Source organism: Pseudomonas sp. H26/SER47-MNA-CIBAN-0231 (assembly GCF_040310465.1).
Taxonomy (GTDB): domain Bacteria; phylum Pseudomonadota; class Gammaproteobacteria; order Pseudomonadales; family Pseudomonadaceae; genus Aquipseudomonas; species Aquipseudomonas atacamensis.
Genome location: NZ_JBEOPW010000007.1, coordinates 68,892 through 90,003 on the forward strand (window position 1 = coordinate 68,892; position 21,112 = coordinate 90,003).

20 protein-coding genes and 1 pseudogene are annotated in these 21,112 nt (G+C 58.3%); 8 read left to right on the forward strand and 13 right to left on the reverse strand.

Annotated elements, in window-relative coordinates:
- Window positions 1-131: 131 nt before the first annotated feature.
- Window positions 132-965: a hypothetical protein gene (locus AAEZ10_RS13175; protein ID WP_350569520.1), complete on the reverse strand. Its 834-nt coding sequence runs from the start codon at window positions 963-965 to the stop codon at window positions 132-134.
- A gap of 47 nt (window positions 966-1,012) precedes the next feature.
- Between AAEZ10_RS13175 and AAEZ10_RS13180 the strand changes: the two genes are divergently transcribed.
- Window positions 1,013-1,270 carry a hypothetical protein gene (locus tag AAEZ10_RS13180; protein WP_273526010.1) on the forward strand — a complete coding sequence of 86 codons (258 nt, stop codon included), beginning with the start codon at window positions 1,013-1,015 and terminating at the stop codon, window positions 1,268-1,270.
- Between the two features lie 371 nt (window positions 1,271-1,641).
- Here AAEZ10_RS13180 and AAEZ10_RS13185 read toward each other — a convergent pair whose 3' ends face one another.
- The 3 genes from AAEZ10_RS13185 to AAEZ10_RS13195 form a co-directional block, all read right to left on the reverse strand.
- Complete coding sequence (locus AAEZ10_RS13185) at window positions 1,642-2,022, reverse strand: hypothetical protein (RefSeq protein WP_350569522.1); 381 nt, start codon at window positions 2,020-2,022, stop codon at window positions 1,642-1,644.
- A gap of 12 nt (window positions 2,023-2,034) precedes the next feature.
- Window positions 2,035-2,430, reverse strand: coding sequence for a hypothetical protein (locus AAEZ10_RS13190; RefSeq protein ID WP_350569524.1), 396 nt, complete (start codon window positions 2,428-2,430; stop codon window positions 2,035-2,037).
- An 81-nt stretch (window positions 2,431-2,511) separates the two neighbouring features.
- Window positions 2,512-3,012 (reverse strand): DUF6957 family protein, encoded by a 501-nt coding sequence (locus tag AAEZ10_RS13195; protein ID WP_305965252.1) that lies wholly within the window; start codon window positions 3,010-3,012, stop codon window positions 2,512-2,514.
- 27 nt (window positions 3,013-3,039) lie between these two features.
- Here AAEZ10_RS13195 and AAEZ10_RS13200 point away from each other — a divergent pair, with 27 nt between their 5' ends.
- The gene (locus AAEZ10_RS13200; protein WP_041478820.1) at window positions 3,040-3,501 is read left to right on the forward strand and encodes a helix-turn-helix domain-containing protein; all 462 of its coding nucleotides are present in this window, start codon (window positions 3,040-3,042) and stop codon (window positions 3,499-3,501) included.
- Between the two features lie 164 nt (window positions 3,502-3,665).
- On the opposite strand, the gene AAEZ10_RS27975 is transcribed toward AAEZ10_RS13200, so the two are convergent.
- Window positions 3,666-3,875: a DUF6957 family protein gene (locus tag AAEZ10_RS27975; protein WP_371924046.1), complete on the reverse strand. Its 210-nt coding sequence runs from the start codon at window positions 3,873-3,875 to the stop codon at window positions 3,666-3,668.
- Between the two features lie 524 nt (window positions 3,876-4,399).
- Here AAEZ10_RS27975 and AAEZ10_RS13205 point away from each other — a divergent pair.
- Window positions 4,400-5,005 (forward strand): annotated as a pseudogene (locus AAEZ10_RS13205) (mechanosensitive ion channel family protein); the annotation flags it as partial.
- 45 nt (window positions 5,006-5,050) lie between these two features.
- Here AAEZ10_RS13205 and AAEZ10_RS13210 read toward each other — a convergent pair.
- The 3 genes from AAEZ10_RS13210 to AAEZ10_RS13220 form a co-directional block, all read right to left on the reverse strand.
- On the reverse strand, window positions 5,051-5,917 hold the full coding sequence (locus tag AAEZ10_RS13210; RefSeq protein ID WP_122505883.1) for a carboxylate/amino acid/amine transporter: 867 nt from the start codon (window positions 5,915-5,917) through the stop codon (window positions 5,051-5,053).
- Window positions 5,918-6,262: 345 nt separating this feature from the next.
- Entirely contained in the window at window positions 6,263-6,862 is a 600-nt protein-coding gene (locus AAEZ10_RS13215; RefSeq protein WP_076566485.1) for an FMN-dependent NADH-azoreductase, read from the reverse strand.
- 231 nt (window positions 6,863-7,093) lie between these two features.
- Complete coding sequence (locus tag AAEZ10_RS13220; protein WP_016771198.1) at window positions 7,094-7,408, reverse strand: hypothetical protein; 315 nt, start codon at window positions 7,406-7,408, stop codon at window positions 7,094-7,096.
- Between the two features lie 49 nt (window positions 7,409-7,457).
- On the opposite strand from AAEZ10_RS13220, the gene AAEZ10_RS13225 reads away from it, so the two are divergent.
- From AAEZ10_RS13225 to AAEZ10_RS13240, 4 genes are all read left to right on the forward strand, one after another.
- Window positions 7,458-8,381 carry a PA3225 family LysR-type transcriptional regulator gene (locus AAEZ10_RS13225; protein WP_016771199.1) on the forward strand — a complete coding sequence of 308 codons (924 nt, stop codon included), beginning with the start codon at window positions 7,458-7,460 and terminating at the stop codon, window positions 8,379-8,381.
- A gap of 14 nt (window positions 8,382-8,395) precedes the next feature.
- Entirely contained in the window at window positions 8,396-9,199 is an 804-nt protein-coding gene (locus AAEZ10_RS13230; protein WP_130929392.1) for an alpha/beta fold hydrolase, read from the forward strand.
- 3 nt (window positions 9,200-9,202) lie between these two features.
- Window positions 9,203-9,766 (forward strand): peptidylprolyl isomerase, encoded by a 564-nt coding sequence (locus AAEZ10_RS13235; RefSeq protein WP_041478824.1) that lies wholly within the window; start codon window positions 9,203-9,205, stop codon window positions 9,764-9,766.
- Window positions 9,767-9,854: 88 nt separating this feature from the next.
- On the forward strand, window positions 9,855-11,687 hold the full coding sequence (locus AAEZ10_RS13240; protein ID WP_073472886.1) for an ABC transporter ATP-binding protein: 1,833 nt from the start codon (window positions 9,855-9,857) through the stop codon (window positions 11,685-11,687).
- Window positions 11,688-11,804: 117 nt separating this feature from the next.
- Here AAEZ10_RS13240 and AAEZ10_RS13245 read toward each other — a convergent pair whose 3' ends face one another.
- Window positions 11,805-12,929 (reverse strand): GNAT family N-acetyltransferase, encoded by a 1,125-nt coding sequence (locus AAEZ10_RS13245; protein WP_323168200.1) that lies wholly within the window; start codon window positions 12,927-12,929, stop codon window positions 11,805-11,807.
- A gap of 281 nt (window positions 12,930-13,210) precedes the next feature.
- Between AAEZ10_RS13245 and AAEZ10_RS13250 the strand changes: the two genes are divergently transcribed.
- Window positions 13,211-14,533: a putative porin gene (locus AAEZ10_RS13250; RefSeq protein WP_016771204.1), complete on the forward strand. Its 1,323-nt coding sequence runs from the start codon at window positions 13,211-13,213 to the stop codon at window positions 14,531-14,533.
- A 177-nt stretch (window positions 14,534-14,710) separates the two neighbouring features.
- On the opposite strand, the gene AAEZ10_RS13255 is transcribed toward AAEZ10_RS13250, so the two are convergent.
- From AAEZ10_RS13255 to hrpA, 4 genes are all read right to left on the reverse strand, one after another.
- Window positions 14,711-14,950, reverse strand: coding sequence for an anti-sigma factor family protein (locus tag AAEZ10_RS13255; RefSeq protein ID WP_350569529.1), 240 nt, complete (start codon window positions 14,948-14,950; stop codon window positions 14,711-14,713).
- Window positions 14,944-15,555, reverse strand: coding sequence for an RNA polymerase sigma factor (locus tag AAEZ10_RS13260; RefSeq protein WP_125925316.1), 612 nt, complete (start codon window positions 15,553-15,555; stop codon window positions 14,944-14,946). The genes AAEZ10_RS13255 and AAEZ10_RS13260 overlap by 7 nt, the downstream gene beginning before the upstream one ends.
- 135 nt (window positions 15,556-15,690) lie before the next feature.
- Complete coding sequence (locus AAEZ10_RS13265; protein WP_350569531.1) at window positions 15,691-16,812, reverse strand: beta-ketoacyl-ACP synthase III; 1,122 nt, start codon at window positions 16,810-16,812, stop codon at window positions 15,691-15,693.
- Window positions 16,813-17,194: 382 nt separating this feature from the next.
- Window positions 17,195-21,106 (reverse strand): ATP-dependent RNA helicase HrpA, encoded by a 3,912-nt coding sequence (hrpA, locus tag AAEZ10_RS13270; protein WP_350569533.1) that lies wholly within the window; start codon window positions 21,104-21,106, stop codon window positions 17,195-17,197.
- Window positions 21,107-21,112 lie beyond the last annotated feature (6 nt).

Here is a 21,112-nt window from a genome sequence, read left to right on the forward strand (position 1 = left end):
AGCCTGTCTGTGTAGCTCTCATTACCTACGAATATGCGCTCATGACACGCTTAGTATCGTGAGGAGGGCCTTGCTGACTCTCAGCCAAGGTTCCTCCTGCATTCAAATCGATACTTTTGCCGATTAAACTTTTAAACAATAGATGAGTATGATTTCAGGTAATCAAATAGTGCACTATTCGCTAGATCAAAAGAGGCTTTGTCTGATGTTGCGTGCCCGGTACTCCACTCAATGCTCCTGTCCCATATACTCCAGACACGCGTGACGAGCGAGCTGGACGAATCTGCAAGCTCCAAGCAGAGCTGAACGGCATGCTTTGGGCTCAAAAGAAATTCATCTTTTCCCTTTTTGAATCCCACAACGCCATCCCGCCTAGTTTTAAGAAACACCACGTTGGCGGGGTAATCCAAATCCTCCCCGGCTCCCTCATAAAGCCAACCCGTTGCGAAAAACTTATAGCCTGCTTCCGGGATGTAAAGCGTGTCGTCATAGATCCCCATCCCCGTACGCGAAGTCTTTTTGGGTATCGCACTCACGTGGTGAATGTGTCCGTTACGCCATGGCATATCGAAATGTCCAAGACCAGTGCGTAGAGCTGCCATTAGAAATCCTTGAGCCAGCAAATCGGCTTGAGTTGGGCTCAAGTGGTAGGCGTACTCATCAATTTTGAGCACGACTTGGTCTCCGTCCCTGTAGGCGCCTACAAGACTAGAAATCTCACAGGCTATTCGGCCTCGGAGATAATCATATGGTTGTGTTGATTCATGCGTGGTGACGGTAGCCATATATCTTGAGCCTCTCAGCGCGTTTATTGTTTGTTTATTTGTTAAACGGCTCAAAAGCGAGAATACTTTAGCTCCAATCAAAATATTTTTGCGTTTGGTTCTGCGTTGTGAAAAACAGTACGCACAATACAACTCAATATTGACCAACGGCCAAAAATCGATATTATTGACCCTGTGCACGATGCCCACTTTTTCTATATTCAGGAACAGATCTTTAAGGGCGTCGCATGAAATTTCTTATCAGCTTCATTCGCATCGACACGACTATACCCGACGACTTATGGGCCAATCGCTCTGCATTGAGTTGCGTGTGCCACGAATACGTGACGACTGACACATCTGATTTTCAGGACTGCAGCAACTTGCGCGACATCGAAGCAGCCTTCGAAGCCAATAAGAATTATGCAGAGGATGGTGATAGCTTGCTCTGCCCTCAAGCTATAATCAAAGTTATTCGGATCGAGCCTGTACCTGATACAGCCTGATCTTTCCAGTACGTCCTTGTTCGACTAACGCGGAAGAGGCTGCCGGTTTAATCATCGGTCTCTTCCTTGATATTCGCCGAATGCACCTAAGTGAATATTCCTACAAGGGATCGTTGAAAGAATGCCCTGAGCAAGAAGCATCCGGAGATTTCGTGCATTAACTCCGCGATTTCCCAATTTTCTTTTTGAGAGTAATCGAAGTTGGTTACGAATTCGTTGAGATCAAAGCCCATCTCAACCAAGATGGCCTGAATCTGTGGTGTCTCTCAAAAAAACCCCGATGCAATTCAAATTACTTCGCACTTTCTAAGTTTGATTGTCATGAAGCCTCGTGGGCGCTCAATCAGTTTGCTAGGGCGCGAATGAGAAGCTCACTGAATCGAAGGGGGCTCTTGGATTGCCTGGCTCGAAACCATCAGAAAGTTACGCAGGGTTTGTCGGCCGATGTCACGATGGAACGTTGCGATGACGTATCGCGAGTTGAGTGTGTTGAGAATCCAAAATCTGCCTTCACGCCGGGCGCAAACGATGTCAGAGGTACGCATGTAGTGACCGTCATCGAAACGTCCGAACGGGCCTTTACGCGTGTGGCCAAAGACGACTCCTACGGCAACATTGTTGCTGATGGCAACGCCGCAAAGATAGGCCGTGATGGGGCCATCGAAGTTTTCGTTTTGGGCTTTTGCGATTCTTCTAAGATCAAAGTCAGAAAGGCGTTTACTGTGAAATTCCAGAATGATAGGACTTTTCATTTGGCTGCCTTTTTACTGACCGCCACTCAAATACATCTGCGTAAGATTTGAGAGAGAGCGGTGGTTGAATTTTTTCTGAAATGAGTCGTGATATACAGAACCGTTTTCCAAGTGCATCAAACACACAGGAATGTCATTGACATCATTACCTACAGACACGCTCGACAACCTATCCATCTTCCAATCATTCCCACCATTAATCCTCGGCGGTGTGATCGCCCGGACAGATTTGACCACAATTCCCTTGTCTTGGGACTTGATTACTTCTCGCAGTCTGTATTCATCATTGATCATGAGTTCAAGCTCAAAAACTCTACTGCCTTCCTGCGCCTCGACTACAACGTGGTACCAATGCGTTCGGAGTACGCGCGACACAGCGTTCCAGTGTGCTAGGCCTTCGCCAAACATCGTTAGTCTTCCCTCAAGATCATCTTTATATGTTCGGAACATCAAAGGTCTCGCGTATATCTCTGGCAGGGCCTAAGAGAATTAAAAAATTGAGAAAATAGCTTGGATAGATGCTGACTTGCGGTGCCCGGGGCCAAGCAAAACATAGACAGAATTCCGAGTGACGAACAAAAAACCGTCAGTGAACGCAGTCCCCATGCTCGATCTTACCCAGTGACCTGGTTCGAAGCGTTGCTGTTCATCGTCGACCACTTTGTGGGCAAACATAAACATTGGCTGACAACCAGCGGCGGCCACTTTGGCTCGTTCATCCTCGGTGACGATGGCATCCATAATTACCCATTCTTCAACGGCGCAGAGGGGCATCCATTTGTAGATCTTCTTGGCCAATGCGAGGGCTTCGTCGAGGGAGAGATCAGACCCCTGTAATTCAACGCCTGAATCACCTAAGAGGCCGACGTCAAAAGCGCTATCCACACCCCACCCCCTCTTTTTGTCAATATTCAATAAATTCGAGCGGGGGCGAAGAGCCGCCACACCTACAAATATATATGTTTGTGTGGCGGCAGGCAAATGCGACATACCGTCTCCTTTTATCGGGATACTGAAATGTCGCTGCGCAAATCATATGCAGCAGTAGTTCAACTGCTTCGCGTGCAGAAAGGCCTGTCCCAGACGGAGCTTTCTGGTTCTGTAACACAAGCGCACATCAGCGCCCTTGAGCTTGGAAAAAGCTCCGCAACTGTCGACACGAGTGTCCAGATTGCCGCCGCGCTGAAGGTTGAGCCAATCACCCTACTCGCACTCGCTATCGCATCTCATGAGAAACGGACAATACGTGAAGTCCTCCTGGCTTCACTGGCGGAGGCAGAAGCTTTAGGGCTGGCAGATAATCCCCTACCTACAAAAACGCAAGCAACGGTTCCTCCAGGCGTGCTGGAGGCGCGGAAGAAGTGGCTGGATGTTCAGGAGTTAAAAGCCCGAGGTTTCAGTCAATCTCAAGCGTCGAAGGAGTTGGGCATACCTGAAAGCACGCTGCGGAGGCTGTGGCATAAAGCATTCCAGAGCTAAATGGTCGGAATAGAAGTTCTGGACATTGACGCCGAGGTGGTACCAGGGAGAGCTCGGGACACGCCATGCTAATGCAGCACCCCATCACCAAACATTCCGGGAATGCCTGGCATAGCAGCTTTGTGCCAACGGAAGATATTTTGGTCTCTGAAACAGTCGAGTCGTCAGGAGTGAGGCGGTGACACCTGACAGATGGAGGAGATGCCTTCCAGCGAAGACGACTTCCGTTGTCCTAGCCCCTTGAGCACATAGACGGTGTTCCTGGTTTCGAAGAGATAGCTGTCATCAAAGGTTCGAGCGATTGTTGACCTAACCCAGTCGCAAGGTCGAACCGCCGCTGTTCCGTGAACGATTTTGTAGGCAAACACAAACATAGGCTGGCATCCAGCCGCAGCCAACTTGGACTGCTTTCATCTGTGAGGATGGCATCCAGGTTCACCCAGTTTCAGCGACGCAAAACGGCATGCATTTGTACCGTTTTCGAGCCGCGAGAATTAAGTCCTCTAGGAGGGGGAGCCATCAGTTCAAAACCACCCTCCCCAAGCAGTCATCGTTGCTAGGACTAACCATCAAGCACTACCCGTCGTGCAGGACGGCACATTGTCTTTGGGGTCTACCGTGACGTACAGCACTTGGGTGCATTTCTCGGTAAATCGCTACTAGGGCGTGGAGGCCAGGATCTGAGTCGCGGAGGCCCATCTTGCCTCAATGATTTACTGGATCTTTAGAGGTTCCGATGGCGGACATTGGTCAGAGTGTGAGACTGCACCGGACATGCTGCGCTTCGCCAGCATCGGCGACTGTCCATTTCCGCATCCAAAATTCCGGACAGCTCCATTTTTGCATTAAGCCCGGTTTTACTGGGCTGAATGCTGTCCATATTTTTAGAAGCTCACTATTACGGGGATTCGACAAGACGATCGTCTCGATCCCGACCTGGCGGCTGATGTCCGAGTCGTTCAAGAACTGGCGCGGCATGCAGCAGTCCGGCGGTCGGCGGATCAAACGCAGCCTGTTCATCGATGCCAGCGGCGTGCGCTTCATCCGCGACGACGAGGAAGAAAAGCTTTCCCAGGTGCACCTGCTGACCGACTACATGGGCCGCAAGAAAGCCGAGCTCAAGGCCTGGAATGAGGCCCAGGGCAATGTCGCGGCAATGTCGGCCAACCGCCGCCGCATGACCAACATCGGCACCTTCCGCGCCTACGCGCTGGCGTATCTGAAGAGTCACCCGGAGATTCAGCCGAACATGACCTGCATGGTCCGGCAGATGCAAACCACCGCGCAGGGCATTCCGCTGGAAATCTACTGCTTCACCCGCACCACGGTGTGGGCCGATTACGAGCGGATTCAGGGGGATATTTTCGATTACCTGCTGGCGGTGTTGCCGGAGTTTGGCTTGAGTCTGTATCAACAGCCGAGTGGCGGGGATTTGCGCGCAGGCTTGCTGCCGGCGGTGCTGGGCTCGGCGAGTATTGCGGAGCCGGAAAAACATCTGATGTAACCCAAAGATCCAATGTGGGAGCGAGCCTGCTCGCTCCCACAAGGGTTATGCGGCGACCGGGGATCTGCGGATGCCCAACCGGCTGATCCACACAGCCGCCAGAATCACACCCCCGCCAAGGAACAACCGCCCCAGTTCCTCATGCTGATTCCAGATCAGCAAATTCAACAGCAGCCCCACCGGCACATGCAGGTTATTCATCACCGCAAGTGTGCCGCCATTGACCATGCATGCGCCCTTGTTCCACCAGTACAGACCCAGCGCAGTCGACACCAGTCCGAGAAACAGCAACACCGCCCATTGCAGCGGCGCTTCCGGCAGGAAGTTCGACTTGCCGAACAACAGGAACGCCGGCAGCACCACCGCAAGTGCGCCCAGGTAGAAATAACCGAAGCGGCGGTAATGCGGCAGATCGCTCGGATGCTTGGCCACCAGATGCTTGTACAGGACCTGCCCGGCGGCATAAGTGAAGTTGGCCAGTTGCAGCAGCAGGAAGCCCATGAAGAAGTCGGGACTGATGCTGTCGAAGCGAATCACCGCCGCACCGCCGACTGCCACTAGCGCAGCAACCAATGCCCACGCATTAAAGCGACGGTTCAGCGCGTCTTCGATCAACGTCACATGCAGCGGCGTAAGAATGGTGAACAGCAAAACCTCCGGCACCGTCAGCACGCGGAAGCTCAGGTACAGGCAGACGTAAGTGACCCCGAACTGCAACGCGCCGATCAGCAACATGCCACGCATGAACGCCGGCTCCACCGAACGCCAGCGGGTCAGCGGAATAAACACCAGCCCGGCCAGCACCACGCGCACCAGCACCGCGAAGTAACTGTCGACATGCCCTGCCAGGTACTCGCCGATCAGACTGAAGGAAAACGCCTGGATCAGCGTCACAAAAAGTAGATAGCCCATGCTCGCCTCGAAAATCGAATGGCGGCGACGATAGCGGGTTTTGCCGCTCACTGCGAATAGCCGGAAACACAAATAACCGGTGGGAGCGAGCCTGCTCGCGAAGGCAGCGTGTCAGACGGCAGATACTTTTCTGAGACACCGCTTTCGCGAGCAGGCTCGCTCCCACAAGGAGTCATGTGTTGTTCGTCAAATCGCAGACAAAAAAAAGCCCGATCTCGCTAAAGCGTTCAATCGGGCTACAGCACTCAGGAGCAAAAGTGCAAAGGGAGGTTCGATGCGCGTGGAACCTTGAAGGGGTTGCGCCAGGTCACTAGACCATCCAGCGATTATCTGGCGATTAACCGATCAAGCGACCTGAGACAGTTTGGCGTTGGCCTGATTCAGGCCCTTCTCCTGGAAGTCACCGCCCAGGTTCATGCCCTCGGCATGGATAAAGGTCACGTCGTTGATCCCGATGAAACCCATCACCTGACGCAGGTACGGTTCCTGATGATCCGCCGGGCCACCGGCATACACACCACCGCGAGCAGTCAGGACAAAGGCGCGCTTGCCGCTGAGCAGACCTTGCGGGCCGGTTTCGGTGTACTTGAAGGTCACCCCGGCACGCAGTACATGGTCAAGCCAGGCCTTGAGCGTGCTCGGGATCGCAAAGTTGTACATCGGTGCCGCCAGCACCAGCACGTCGGCGGCAAGCAGTTCATCAGTCAATTGGTTGGAACGATCCAGCGACGCCTGTTCGCTGTCGTTGCGCTGTTCGGCGGGCTTCATCCAGCCACCCAGCAAGTTGGCGTCCAGATGCGGCACCGGGTTCGCGGCGAGGTCACGCACGGTGATCTGATCGGCAGGATGCGCGGCTTTCCACTGAGCGATGAAGGTCTGGGTCAGTTGACGGGAAACCGAGTCTTGCTGGCGGGCACTGCTTTCGATGATCAGAACGCGGGACATGGTGTGTAGCCTCCATCCGAGAATGTTGTAAGTCGATGGAGTGAAGGTTAAACAGAGCTGAATCGATGAAAAAGCGCAAATATCCGCTGTAACCCATCGATAAATTCGTTTATAAGCTAGACCCATATCCCCTGTGGGAGCGAGGCTGCTCGCGAAAGCGGAATGTCAGTCACATCATCTCTGGATGACACTCCGTCTTCGCGAGCAGGCTCGCTCCACAGGGAAATAGCGTTATTTCGGGGTGCAGGTCAGTTTGATGCGCAGCTTGATGATCTCGCGGGTGAACTTGGCCGTGGCGTTTTTATGCTTGCCCGCCGGCACATCGATGCTGCGCGTGCGCGGTGCTTCCGGGCCGTTGCTGAACACCGCACGGCAGGTCGCATCGACGTCACCGTAATTGGCTACGCGGATCGAGCCGATGTCGTTGTCCGTGTCGTAAGTCTCGTAGTCGATCTTCATGCCGTTGAGATCCTTTTGCACATCGATTGGATAGGCAAACGCGGTCAACGGCAGCAGCGCCAGCACCACACAACAGAATTTTTTCATTCGGCAGTCTCCATGAGGGACGGCCAGCTTAGGACAAGAGGAGCTATTGATGAAAGCGCCCCGCGTGACCCTTGATCAATGGCGAACGTTGCAGGCCGTGGTCGACCACGGCGGATTCGCCCAGGCCGCCGAGGCCCTGCACCGTTCGCAATCGTCGGTGAGCTACACCGTCGCCCGCATGCAGGATCAGCTCGGCGTGCCATTGCTGCGCATCGACGGGCGCAAAGCTGTGCTCACCGAAGCCGGCGGCGTATTGCTGCGCCGTTCGCGGCAATTGGTCAAACAGGCCAGCCAACTCGAAGACCTCGCCCATCACATGGAGCAAGGCTGGGAAGCGGAAGTGCGGCTGGTGGTCGACGCCGCCTACCCGAGCGCGCGGATCGTCCGCGCCCTGACCGCGTTCATGCCGCAGAGTCGCGGCTGTCGCGTGCGTCTGCGCGAGGAAGTGTTGTCGGGGGTCGAGGAAGTGCTGCTCGAAGGCGTGGCGGACCTGGCAATCACCGGACTGAGCATTCCCGGCTACCTGGGTGCGGAATTGAGTGATGTCGAGTTCGTCGCCGTTGCCCATCCTGATCATCCGCTGCATCGGCTCAACCGCGAGCTGAGCTTTCAGGATCTGGAAACCCAGATGCAAGTGGTGATCCGCGACTCCGGGCGCCAACAGCCGCGCGATGTCGGCTGGCTCGGCGCCGAGCAGCGCTGGACCGTCGGCAGCCTCGCCACCGCCGCGACCTTTGTCAGCAGCGGCCTGGGATTTGCCTGGCTACCGCGGCACATGATCGACCGCGAATTGAAGGATGGTTCGCTCAAGCTGCTACCGTTGGATCGGGGCGGCAGCCGCAATTCGAGCTTCTATCTGTATTCGAACAAGGACAAACCCCTGGGCCCGGCCACGCAGATCCTCATCGAACTGCTGCGCACCTTCGACACCTTGCCGCTGGACGCACCGTTTGCCGCACCTGAACAAGCCTGACACGGAGTTCACCGATGGCGTATTTCGAGCACGAAGGTTGCAACCTGCATTACGAGGAATATGGCCACGGTGCGCCGTTGCTGCTGGTCCACGGGCTCGGCTCGAGCACCCTGGACTGGGAAATGCAGATCCCCGCGCTGGCCGCGCACTTCCGGGTGATCGTCCCGGACATTCGCGGCCACGGGCGCTCGGACAAACCCCGCGAGCGCTACAGCATCGCCGGGTTCAGCGCCGACCTGCTGGCCTTGATCGAACACCTGCGCCTCGGCCCGGTGCACTACGTCGGGCTGTCGATGGGCGGGATGATCGGTTTTCAGCTGGCTGTCGATCAGCCGCAAGCGCTCAAGAGCCTGACCATCGTCAATAGCGCGCCACAGGTCAAATTGCGCAGCCGCGATGATTATTGGCAGTGGTTCAAACGCTGGAGCCTGATGCGCCTGCTCAGCCTGGAAACCATCGGCAAAGCCCTCGGCAGCAAACTTTTCCCCAAGCCGGAACAGGCCGATCTGCGACGGAAAATGGCCGAACGCTGGGCAAAAAACGACAAACGTGCTTATCTCGCCAGCTTCGATGCGATCGTGGGCTGGGGCGTTCAGGAACGACTTTCCCGGGTGTCCTGTCCAACGCTCGTCATCAGCGCCGACCGTGACTACACACCGGTGGCGTTAAAGGAAACCTATGTAAAACTGCTGCCGGATGCGCGGCTGGTGGTCATTGACGACTCGCGCCATGCCACCCCGCTCGATCAACCCGAACGCTTCAATCACACGCTGCTGGATTTTCTCGCCACAGCCGACCTTCACTCTCAGGATCACTGACCCATGCTGAAAAAACTTGCCCTCGCCGCCGGCTCCGTACTGTTTGCCGCCAACCTGATGGCTGCTACCCCGGCCAAGGCGCCTCACGTGCTGCTGGACACCACCAACGGCCAGATCGAAATCGAACTGGACCCGGTCAAGGCACCGATCAGCACGAAGAACTTCCTTGAATATGTCGACAGCGGCTTCTACAACAACACCATTTTCCACCGCGTGATCCCGGGTTTCATGGCTCAGGGCGGCGGCTTCACCCAGCAGATGCAACAGAAAGAAACCAAGGCGCCGATCAAGAACGAGGCCAGCAACGGCCTGCACAACGTTCGTGGCACCCTGTCGATGGCGCGTACTTCCAACCCTGATTCGGCGACCAGCCAGTTCTTCATCAACGTCGCCGACAACGCGTTCCTCGATCCGGGCCGTGACGCCGGTTACGCGGTGTTCGCCAAAGTGGTCAAGGGCATGGACGTCGTGGACATCATCGTCAACTCGCAGACCACCACCAAAAGCGGCATGCAAAACGTGCCTGTCGACCCTGTGATCATCAAGTCGGCCAAGCGCATCGACTGAGTTTCGCCGGGCATATCGAGCGGCGCCGGGCTGAGCCTGCGCCGCTCGCACTGATAAAAGGAGAGCCCGGATTCCGGGCGGTTATCTGATGCTCTATCGCCGTTTCGAACAACTGATCGATATCTTCCGCGACGCCCCGACGGCGTCCCCGCCGGACCGCGTCTGGCCCTTCTACGTCTATTACCTGAAGCAGGTCTGGCCGAGTTTCGCTGCCCTGCTTGTTATCGGCCTGTTTGCCTCGTTGATCGAAGTAGCGTTGTTCAGCTACCTGAGCCGCATCATCGACCTGGCGCAAGGCACGCCCAACCCGAATTTCTTCAGCGACCACGCCCTCGAATTGACCTGGATGCTGGTGGTCGCTCTGGTGCTGCGACCGATCTTCTTTGCCCTGCACGACCTGCTGGTGCATCAGACCCTGAGCCCGGGCATGACCAGCATGATCCGCTGGCAGAACCACAGCTACGTGCTCAAGCAGAGCCTGAATTTCTTCCAGAACGACTTCGCCGGGCGCATCGCCCAGCGCATCATGCAGACCGGCAACTCGCTGCGCGATTCCGCCGTGCAAGCGGTGGATGCACTGTGGCACGTGGTGATCTATGCGATCAGCTCGCTGGTGCTGTTCGCCGAAGCCGACTGGCGCCTGATGATCCCGTTGCTGACCTGGATCGTTGCCTACATCGGCGCGCTGTATTACTTCGTGCCACGGGTGAAGGAGCGCTCGGTGGAAGCCTCCGACGCGCGCTCGAAACTGATGGGCCGTATCGTCGACGGCTACACCAACATCGCCACGCTGAAATTGTTTGCCCACACCAATTTCGAACAGCACTACGCCAAGGAAGCCATCGAAGAACAGACCGTCAAAGCGCAGATGGCCGGTCGCGTGGTCACCAGCATGGACGTGGCGATCACTACCATGAACGGCCTGCTGATCGTCGGCACCACGGCGCTGGCGTTGTGGCTGTGGACGCAGTCGCTGATTACCGTCGGCGCGATTGCCCTGGCCACCGGCCTGGTGATTCGTATCGTCAACATGTCCGGCTGGATCATGTGGGTGGTCACCGGCATTTTCGAAAATATCGGCATGGTTCAGGACGGTCTGCGCACCATTTCGCAACCGGTCAGCGTCACCGACCGCGAGCAGGCAAAACCGCTGGCCGTGGCCTCGGGCGAAGTGCGTTTCGAGCACGTGGATTTTCACTACGGCAAGAAGAGAGGCATCATCGGCGACCTCAATCTGACGATAAAACCAGGGGAGAAAATCGGCTTGATCGGCCCGTCCGGCGCCGGCAAATCGACCCTGGTCAACCTGTTGCTGCGCCTGTACGACGTCGAGGGCGGGCGCATCCTGATCGACGGGCAGAACATCGCCGACGTCGGCCAGGAAAGCCTGCGTGCGCGGATCGGCATGATCACCCAGGACACCTCGCTGTTGCACCGCTCGATCCGCGACAACTTGCTTTACGGCAAACCCGACGCCACCGACGCTGAACTGTGGGAGGCGGTGCACAAGGCTCGCGCCGATGAGTTCATTCCACTGCTGTCCGACGCTGAAGGCCGCAGCGGTTTCGATGCGCATGTCGGCGAGCGCGGGGTGAAATTGTCGGGCGGTCAGCGCCAGCGCATCGCGATTGCGCGGGTGCTGCTCAAGGACGCGCCGATCCTGATCATGGACGAAGCGACCTCGGCACTGGATTCGGAAGTCGAAGCAGCGATTCAGGAAAGCCTCGAGACCTTGATGCAGGGCAAAACCGTGATCGCCATCGCCCACCGTCTCTCGACCATCGCGCGCATGGATCGCCTGGTGGTGCTGGAAAACGGCAAGATCGCCGAGAGCGGCACCCATGCCGAACTGCTCGCCCATCGTGGCCTGTATGCACGGTTGTGGGCGCACCAGACCGGAGGCTTTGTCGGCATCGACTGATCGCGCGATATGATCGTTCCCACGCTCCGCGTGGGAGTGCCTCAAGGGACGCTCCGCGTCCAGTGACGCGGAGCGTCACGGCCTGCATTCCCACGCAGAGAGTGGGAACGATCATGCTCAGGTTTGGCGATAAGGCAACGCGGTGCGGGCCTCTTCGGCATAGGCCAGAACCCCGGCGCGCTCTTGCTGAAGGAAATCCTTCACCGCCGCTTTCAAACCCGGATGGCGCAGGTAATGCCAGGAATGGGTAATCACCGGTTCAAAGCCGCGAATCAACTTGTGCTCGCCCTGTGCCCCGGCATCGAAACGCTGGATGCCATGGGCAATCGCGTAATCCATCCCCTGATAGAAACACGTCTCGAAATGCAGCCGATCAAACTCGGCCAGGCAGCCCCAATAACGCCCGTAGAAACTGTCGCCACCGACCAGACTGAACGCCATCGCCACCGGCCGGGAGCCCTGTTTGGCCAAGACCACGCGAATCGCTTCGGGCATGCGTTCGGCCAGCAGGCTGAAGAACTCGCGCGTCAGATACGGCGCCTGACGCCGCACCGCATAAGTGTTGGCATAGCAGGCGTACACGAAATCCCACTGCGCCTCGCCCAGCTCTCGCCCCTCCAGCCACTCGAACTCGAAGCCCTGCCCCGCCACCTGCTCGCGTTCCTTGCGCATCTGCTTGCGCTTGCGCGAACTGAGGGCGTCGAGAAAATCCTGAAAGTCGCGGTAACCACGGTTCTGCCAGTGATATTGACAGCCGATGCGCTGCAGCCAGCCCGGCTGCTCGGCCATCGCCGCATCGGTAAACGGATTGGTGAAGTTGATGTGCGCGCTGGACAGTTCTTCGATCTGCAAATAGCCGGGCAGGCTTTTCAGCAGTTCGAAACCGTCCTCCACTGTTGCCGCCAGCAAGCGCGGGCCGCTGACCGGACTGAACGGCACGGCGGTCAACAGTTTGGGGTAGTAATCGATGCCGGCGCGGGCGCAGGCGTCGGCCCAGCCATGGTCGAACACGTACTCGCCGTACGAATGCCACTTGCGATAACTGGGCAGTGCGGCGATCAGTCGATCATCTTCAATGTGCAGCAAATGCTCCGGCTGCCAGCCTGTATGCGGGCCGACACTGCCACTGTCTTCCAGCGCGCTGAGGAAGGCGTGGCGCAGGAACGGCTGGTTGTCCGGCACCAGCGCATCCCAGCTTGCCGGGGCGATTTCTGACAGGTCTTGCAGGCGTTGCAACGGCATTCACTGGCACTCCACAGCTTGGCGACAAAGCCCGGCGAGTATCGCTGATCGCGACCCCGTTGCACACGCTCAATCGGCCGACAGCGCTCTAACTCGATAGTTCACGCCTGATCCGCATCGTCATCAACCTGCCATCACTGTGCCACCGCTCTGTCATAAACCATCGCGATACTGGCGCCTGTTTTTAGAGCGCCGGGTTCTAACCCGGACACAGTTTTCCGGCCTTCAGGCCGGTTGTGCCCAGGATGGTTCAGCCATCCCCTTCATCTTCGGAGATTGCTATGCGTCTTGCTTCCACGAAAACTGCAGCGGCCCTGTGCGGCGGCTTGTTGCTGGCCATGAGCGTTCCGGCCAGTGCTGCAGTCGACGCCAAACTGCTCGACATGCTCAAGGCCAACGGGTCGATTTCCCAGGCGCAGTACATCGAGCTGCAAACAGAACTGGCCAAGGATCAGAAGGCTCAGCAAATCGCCCAACAGGCGCAGCAGGAAACCAACGAACAAGTGGCGGCGGTCGCGAAGAAGACCAACGAACAGAGCCTGTTCGATCAGAAACTGGCCTGGGCGGCCAAGACCCAGTTCAAGGGCGACGTCCGTATCCGTCAGGAAACCATCAAGATCGACGGCGAGCCGAACAACGGCGGCCGCGACAAGGACCGCCAGCGCATCCGTGCGCGTCTGGGCGCCTATACCGAGATCAACCCGCAAGTCGACACCGGTATCCGTATCGCCACCGGCGGCGGTGACGACGCGCGCTCGACCAACCAGGATCAGGACAACTACTTCGACAAGAAGCAGATCTGGCTCGACCTCGGCTACATCGACTATCACCCGGATCAGATCAAGAACCTGCACGTGATCGGCGGCAAGATGCTGCAACCATGGGTAAGCATGGGCGACGTGATCTGGGACAGCGACATCAACCCGGAAGGTCTGGCCGTTACCTACAAATACCCACTGGGCGGCAGCGCCGAACTGTTCGGCAGCCTGGGTAACTACAACCTCAAGGACAACGTTGACGGCGACGGCGTGCAATTCCGCCACGACCTGCGCCTGACCGCCGGCCAGTTGGGCAGCCGTTTCAACATCACCGACAACCTGAAGATGACCGTCGGCGGCAGCGTTTACGCTTACCAGAATGACGATGACAGCCGCTGCACCGGCACCTCGACGCCGTGCGCCCTGGCAGTCAACGGCAACTCGGCCGACAACGAATTCCGTCTGTATGAAGGGTTCAGCCAGATCGACATCGGCGGCCTGCCAATGCCGCTGTCGTTCTACGGCCAGTACGTGAAGAACAACGATGCCGTGACCGATCAGGACACCGCATGGTTGCTCGGCGCCAAGTCGAAAGTCTTCGGCTTCAACCTCGACTACAACTATCGCGACGTGCAGCGCAACGCCGTGGTCGGCGCCTTCACCGACTCCGACTTCGCCAACGGCACCACCGGTTCGCGCGGGCACAAGTTCAAGGTCGGTTACGACATCGACAAGAACTTCGCCGTCGGCGCCACGTACTTCCTGACCAAGGCCGACTTCGCCAGCCGCAGCCAGCGCGATGCAGATGCCAACACCCTGCAGCTGGATGCTGAAGCGAAGTTCTAACAAAGTAATAGCCCGGTGCGGGCGGGACGATCCCCATCATCCGTTCGTTTCACCCGCACCGGGTTATTTCTGCAGGATGCAAAAACCCCCTGTAGGAGCTGCCGAAGGCTGCGATCTTTTGATCTTGATCCTGAAAACAAGATCAAAAGATCGCAGCCTCGTTTCACTCGACAGCTCCTACAGGGGGTTGTCTCTCCGTCGTTGCTCGGCCAAGCGTTCGGCCAAGGCATCGACGTTCTCTTCCGGTTTTTCCGGCAGCGCCTTCAGGGTTGCCTGCATCACGCGCATCTGCCGCATGAAGCGCCGGCAGTTGCGGCAGAACAACAGGTGATGACGCACCATCAGCGTCTCGCGAAAGCTCAGTTGGCCATCGAGATAATCGCTGGATCGTGCCACTTGCTCCTTGCAGGTCAACATTCTCCTGTCTCCTCAAAATGTTCCACGGTCGCGAAGACCTTCAAGCGTGCCCGGTGCAGCAGCACGCGGACATTGGAGAGCGAGATCTCCAGAAGATTACAGATATCTTCCAGCTCCAGGCCCTGGCGCTCGCGCAACAGCAGGACACTGCTCTGCAACTCGGACAGACTCAGCAACGTGTGTTCGAGGCATTCGCGCAGTTCGTTTTCGGTGAGCAGCGCCTCTGGGGTGTCCTGATGCCAGGCAAATGGCGCGACCAGCCAATGACCGTCGCTCGAGGAAAATCGATCGTCACCGATGGTGCCGTGAGGTGATGGCAAGTCATCGAGCAACACTTCCCGGCGATTGAGCTTGTACCGGCTCTTGGCCGAATTGGCGGTGATGGTCAGCAACCAGGTCTTGAGGCTGGACCGACCTTCGAAACTGGCCAGATGGCGCACCACCGACAGCCAGGCATCCTGCACCACTTCCTCGACATGACGCTGGCCGACAATCGCGTAAGCCACCGCGCGCATGGCGCTCTGATAGGTGGTGACCAGTTCCTTGAAAGCCTTTTGCTCCCCCGCCAGCAAGCGCGTGAGCAGTTGGGTGTCGTCAGCCGCCATCCATCAATCCCCTTGTCCGGACTTCGAAAATGAACGCGGCAGGTGTGCACCTGCCGCGACGTCCGAAAAATTACAGCGTTTCAGCCGCTTCGAATGTAGGAAAGATCGACGCGATTAAGGGGAAATTAACCTGTTTCAGCGCTTGCGCAGCAACACGCTACCGATCGAATAACCAGCACCGAAGGAACTGAGCACCGCCAGCGAACCCGAGGCCAGATCATCCTGGTATTTGTGGAAGGCAATGACCGAACCGGCCGAGCTGGTGTTGGCGTAGCTGTCGAGAATCACCGGCGCTTCTTCTTCGGTAGCTTCGCGGCCGAGCAGCTTGCGCACGATCAGGTGGTTCATGCTCAGGTTGGCCTGGTGCAGCCAGAAACGCCTCACGTCGCCGACGTTGAGCTGGTTCTCTTCCAGGTGCTCGCCAATCAGCTCGGCGACCATCGGGCAGACATCCTTGAACACCTTGCGGCCTTCCTGCACGAACAGCTTGTCGCGGGCACCGATGCCCTCTTCCGCCGCTCGGTTGAGGAAGCCGAAGTTGTTGCGAATGTTGTTGGAGAACTTGGTCAGCAATTTGGTGCTGACCACGTCGAACTGGTACGGGGAGGTCGCCAGATCCGCACGCTCGATGATCACCGCAGTCGCGGCATCGCCGAAGATGAAATGGCTGTCGCGATCACGGAAGTTCAGGTGCCCGGTGCAGACTTCCGGGTTGACCATCAGGATCGCCCGCGCCTGGCCCAGTTGCACGCTGTTGGCGGCGGCCTGGATGCCGAAGGTGGCGGAAGAACACGCCACGTTCATGTCGAAACCGAAACCTTCAATGCCCAGCGCTTCCTGGACTTCGATGGCGATGGCCGGGTAAGCGCGTTGCAGGTTGGAGCAGGCGACGATCACGCCGTCGATGTCGGCGGCGGTTTTGCCGGCTCGTTGCAGGGCTTGTTCGGCAGCGCCAACGGCCATCTGGCAGAGCACCGACCATTCATCGTTGGAACGCTCGGGCAGGCGCGGGGCCATGCGTTGCGGATCGAGGATGCCGTCCTTGTCCATGACAAAGCGGCTCTTGATGCCCGAGGCCTTTTCGATGAACGCGGCGCTGGATTCGGTCAGGGCCTGGACTTCACCGCTGGCAATCGCCTCGGCGTTATCGGCGTTGAACTGGGCGACGTAAGTATTGAAAGACTGCACCAGCTCTTCGTTGGAGATGCTGTTGGCCGGTGTGTACAGGCCGGTGCCGCTGATGACGACATTATGCATGGTCGTTTCTCTAATCTGTTCAGGCAGAAAGTGCTGGAACCGTCGTACCAACACGCAAAGGGTCTATTCCCATCCGGGGGACGCAAACCTGGCATCGTTTTATTCCGCAGCGCAACACGGCCGAAGGCTCTGGGTCGCGAAACGGCGGATTATGGTGGCGAAGTTTGCCATAAACCCGAGGTTTTGGCGCCTTTCTCCTGCTCAACTCGATCCCCGCAGGAGCTGCCGAAGGCTGCGATCTTTTGATGATCGTTCCCACGCAGAGCGTGGGAACGATCAATGAACCGAGGTTGCAGGTTTTGGGGCGGCTTCGCCACCAAGCGGGGATAAATCCCCTCGCCACAAAGACCGCTTCCACAGAGGGATTGTGTATGGCGGCAGGTCAGGGCTCGACCTGGCTCCACTGTTTGCTCAGGCGCTTGTCCGAGATCGGCACTTTGGTGCCCAACTGTTGCGCGAACAGCGACACGCGGTATTCCTCCAGCCACCAGCGGTACAACTCCAACTGCGGATCGCGCTTGCCTTCCTGCGCATGCTTGGCCGCGCGGGTCTGGTATTGCGCCCACAGGCCAGCGAGTTCGCCGCTCCAGACCCGATCCTTCTGCACCTGCGCACCGAGTTTCTCGAAACGTTGCTCGACCGCTTTCAGGTAACGCGGCAACTCCTTGAGCCACTGCATCGGCGTTTCGCGGACGAAACCCGGATAGACCAGATTGCCGATCTGCTGCTTGATGTCGTTGAGTGCCACTGCTTGCGCCAGGTCGATCTTGCCCTTGAAGCGTTTTTGCAGACCGTGCCAGATCTTGAGGATTTCCAGCGTCAGCCGCGCGACACGCTCGGCGTGCTCGGTCCAGTTGCCGCGTTTGCGTTCGGCCAATGCCGCCAATCCGGCGCCATCGCGGGGCAACGGGTCTTCACCTTCGAGAATGCAGCTGTCGAGGCTGGCCAACAGAATGTCTTCAACCAGCGCATCGACGCGGCCCAGTTCGCGATACAGCAAGCCCAATTCAGTCTGCCCGGGCAACTTGCCGCGCAGGAATTTCGCCGGCTCGGCCAGTTGCTGCATCAGCAAACGCTGCAAGGCGCGCCGGTGCTGGAACTCGGCTTCGGCCGGGGTCGAGAAGCGCCCTTCCTTGACCGTGCCGCCCTCTTCCACCAGCGCCGGGTACACGGTCATCGACAGCCCGGCGATCTTCTGCTGGGTCTTTTCCGCCACCGGCGCAAAGACTTTTGCCTCCACCGGTTGCTGACTTTGCGCACTCTGCGGCACTGCCAGCGCGGCCTGGCTGGCTTCGGCGAAGCGTGCAGTCAACTCAGCCAGATCGCGGCCTTCGCCAAGGAACTTGCCCTGGCCATCGACGATTTCCAGGTTCATGCGCAGATGGCTCTCAACCTGCTGCGCCGCTTCTGCCCACGCTTCATCGCTGACCCGCGCGCCGGTCATGCGCAGCAGCTCGCGACCGAGCGCTTGCGGCAGCGAACCTTCGGCGAAAGTCATGCGCTGCAACGCGGCCTTGATGAAGTCCGGCACTGGCACGAAGTTCTTGCGCAGGGCTTTCGGCAGGTTGCGCACCAGGGCTATGCATTTGGCCTCAATCAAGCCCGGCACCAGCCATTCCAGACGCTCCGGCGGCAACATCGGCAGCAACGGCGCCGGCACCCGCAAGGTCACGCCGTCGCGCGGGTGATTGGGCTCGAAATGATAAGTCAGCGCCAGTTCCAGATCGCCAATGTGCAACGTATCCGGGTAATCACGGGCGGTGACTTCGCTGGCCTCGCGGGCCAACACGTCTTCTTCGCGCATGATCAGCAGTTGCGGGTCTTTCTGGCTGTTGACCTTGTACCAACTGTCGAAGGTCGCGGTCTGGTGGATCTCCGCCGGCAGACGTGCATCGTAGAAGGCGTAGAGGGTTTCTTCGTCGGCGAGAATATCGCGACGGCGAGCCTTGGCCTCCAGTTCGTCGAGCTGCTCGAGCAGTTTCTGATTGGCGCTCAGGCATTTGGCCCGCGACTGAATCTCGCCGCGCACCAAGCCTTCGCGGATAAACAGCTCACGGGATACCACCGGATCGACCGGGCCGTAATGCACCGGGCGACGACCGACGACGATCAGGCCGAACAGGGTGATCTGCTCGTAGGCGACGACCTGACCGCGCTTCTTTTCCCAGTGCGGCTCGAAGTGGTTCTTCTTGATCAGGTGCCCGGCCAGCGGCTCGATCCAGTCTGCATCGATCTTGGCGACCATGCGCGCGTAAAGCTTGGTGGTTTCCACCAGTTCGGCGGTCATCAGCCACTGCGGGCGCTTCTTGCCGATGCCCGACGACGGATGAATCCAGAAGCGCCGCTGCCGCGCGCCGAGGTAATCGCCGTCTTCGGTTTTCTGGCCGATCTGGCTGAGCAAGCCGACCAGCACCGCTTTGTGCAGCTTCGGATAATCCGCCGGCTCTTTGTTCAGGCTCAGCTGCATGTCGCGGCAGATCAGGCTCAACTGGCGATGAGAGTCACGCCACTCGCGCAAGCGCAGGTAATTGAGGAAATTCTTCCGGCACCAATTGCGCAGCGGATTGGCGGTCAGCGCCTGGCGCTGTTCTTCAAAACCACGCCACAGATTGACCAGGCCGGCGAAGTCGGAATCCGGATCCTTCCATTGCGCATGGGCCTGATCCGCCGCTTGCTGACGCTCCGGTGGACGCTCGCGCGGGTCCTGAATCGACATGGCGCTGGCGACGATCAGCACTTCCTGCAGACTGCCAAGCCTGGCCGCTTCCAGGAGCATGCGGCCCATGCGCGGGTCGACCGGCAAGCGCGCCAACTGTCGACCGAGCGGCGTCAGCTGACTGTTGCGATCCACTGCCGAAAGCTCTTGCAGCAGGTTGAAACCGTCGCTGATCGCCTTGCCGTCCGGCGGTTCGATAAACGGGAACGCGGTGATTTCGCCGAGGCGCAGATGGAGCATCTGCAAAATTACGGCGGCGAGGTTGGTGCGCAGAATTTCCGGATCGGTAAATTCCGGGCGGCCGAGGAAATCCTCTTCGCTGTACAAACGCACGCAGATGCCCGGCTCGACCCGCCCGCAACGACCTTTACGCTGATTGGCGCTGGCCTGGGAAATCGCTTCGATTGGCAAGCGCTGGACCTTGGCGCGGTAGCTGTAACGACTGATGCGCGCGGTGCCGCTGTCGATCACATAGCGAATGCCCGGTACGGTCAACGAGGTTTCGGCGACGTTGGTCGCCAGCACCACACGACGGCCCGGGTGCGACTGGAAGATGCGCTGCTGTTCAGCCGGCGACAGGCGCGCGTACAGCGGCAGGATTTCAGTGTGCTTGAGCTGGGCCTTGCGCAACATGTCGGCGGCGTCGCGAATCTCGCGCTCGCCGGGCAGGAACACCAGCACATCGCCGGGGCTGCGCCGTTCGCTGCGCTCGTAGGCGGCGATTTCGTCGAGGGTGGCGAGAATCGCCTGATCGACGGTCAGGTCATCCTCGACCCGGTTGCCCTCTTCGTCCTGCTCCAGGGTCAGCGGCCGGTACCAGGTTTCCACAGGAAAAGTACGGCCCGACACTTCGACGATCGGCGCGTCATCGAAGTGCTTGGAGAAGCGCTCCAGATCGATGGTCGCCGAAGTAATGATGACCTTGAGGTCGGGACGGCGTGGCAGCAGGGTTTTCAGGTAGCCGAGGAGGAAATCGATGTTGAGGCTGCGTTCGTGTGCTTCGTCGACGATGATCGTGTCATAGCGTTCCAGATAACGATCGTTCTGGGTTTCCGCCAGCAGAATGCCGTCGGTCATCAGTTTGATCAGGGTGTTGGAATCGCTTTGATCTTCGAAACGCACCTGATAGCCGACCAGCGCTCCAAGCGGCGTGCCGAGTTCTTCGGCGACGCGACTGGCGACACTGCGCGCGGCGATCCGACGCGGCTGGGTATGGCCGATCAGACCGTGCTGGCCACGACCGATTTCAAGGCAGATTTTCGGCAACTGGGTGGTTTTGCCCGAACCGGTTTCGCCAGCGATGATCAGCACCTGATGTTGCTCCAGGGCCTTTTTGATTTCGTCGCGCTTGGCCGCGATCGGCAAACTGTCGTCGTAACGAATCACCGGCAGGCTCGCGCGACGCGCCAGTACCTGATCACAGGATGCCTGCATGCGCGTCACCCACTGGGCCAGTTTGGCCTCGTCGGGTTTCTTGCGCAGTTCAAGCAACTGCCGCCGCAGCCGGTGACGGTCGGCGAGCATGGCGTGATCGAGGTTTTTCAGCAGTTTGTCGATGGAGGGCGATTCGTCGGTCATCGGGTA

Coding starts and splice junctions, on each gene's coding strand:
- AAEZ10_RS13235 (WP_041478824.1), top strand. CDS start 9,203: ATGCTGAAAAAACTTGCCCTCGCCGCCGGCTCCGTACTGTTTGCCGCC.
- AAEZ10_RS13245 (WP_323168200.1), bottom strand. CDS start 12,929: ATGCCGTTGCAACGCCTGCAAGACCTGTCAGAAATCGCCCCGGCAAGC.
- AAEZ10_RS13220 (WP_016771198.1), bottom strand. CDS start 7,408: ATGAAAAAATTCTGTTGTGTGGTGCTGGCGCTGCTGCCGTTGACCGCG.
- AAEZ10_RS13190 (WP_350569524.1), bottom strand. CDS start 2,430: ATGTTTGGCGAAGGCCTAGCACACTGGAACGCTGTGTCGCGCGTACTC.
- AAEZ10_RS27975 (WP_371924046.1), bottom strand. CDS start 3,875: ATGTTTGTGTTTGCCTACAAAATCGTTCACGGAACAGCGGCGGTTCGA.
- AAEZ10_RS13195 (WP_305965252.1), bottom strand. CDS start 3,012: ATGTCGCATTTGCCTGCCGCCACACAAACATATATATTTGTAGGTGTG.
- AAEZ10_RS13240 (WP_073472886.1), top strand. CDS start 9,855: ATGCTCTATCGCCGTTTCGAACAACTGATCGATATCTTCCGCGACGCC.
- AAEZ10_RS13225 (WP_016771199.1), top strand. CDS start 7,458: ATGAAAGCGCCCCGCGTGACCCTTGATCAATGGCGAACGTTGCAGGCC.
- AAEZ10_RS13230 (WP_130929392.1), top strand. CDS start 8,396: ATGGCGTATTTCGAGCACGAAGGTTGCAACCTGCATTACGAGGAATAT.
- AAEZ10_RS13265 (WP_350569531.1), bottom strand. CDS start 16,812: ATGCATAATGTCGTCATCAGCGGCACCGGCCTGTACACACCGGCCAAC.
- AAEZ10_RS13210 (WP_122505883.1), bottom strand. CDS start 5,917: ATGGGCTATCTACTTTTTGTGACGCTGATCCAGGCGTTTTCCTTCAGT.
- AAEZ10_RS13260 (WP_125925316.1), bottom strand. CDS start 15,555: ATGGCGGCTGACGACACCCAACTGCTCACGCGCTTGCTGGCGGGGGAG.
- AAEZ10_RS13180 (WP_273526010.1), top strand. CDS start 1,013: ATGAAATTTCTTATCAGCTTCATTCGCATCGACACGACTATACCCGAC.
- AAEZ10_RS13250 (WP_016771204.1), top strand. CDS start 13,211: ATGCGTCTTGCTTCCACGAAAACTGCAGCGGCCCTGTGCGGCGGCTTG.
- AAEZ10_RS13215 (WP_076566485.1), bottom strand. CDS start 6,862: ATGTCCCGCGTTCTGATCATCGAAAGCAGTGCCCGCCAGCAAGACTCG.
- hrpA (WP_350569533.1), bottom strand. CDS start 21,106: ATGACCGACGAATCGCCCTCCATCGACAAACTGCTGAAAAACCTCGAT.
- AAEZ10_RS13185 (WP_350569522.1), bottom strand. CDS start 2,022: ATGAAAAGTCCTATCATTCTGGAATTTCACAGTAAACGCCTTTCTGAC.
- AAEZ10_RS13200 (WP_041478820.1), top strand. CDS start 3,040: ATGTCGCTGCGCAAATCATATGCAGCAGTAGTTCAACTGCTTCGCGTG.
- AAEZ10_RS13255 (WP_350569529.1), bottom strand. CDS start 14,950: ATGTTGACCTGCAAGGAGCAAGTGGCACGATCCAGCGATTATCTCGAT.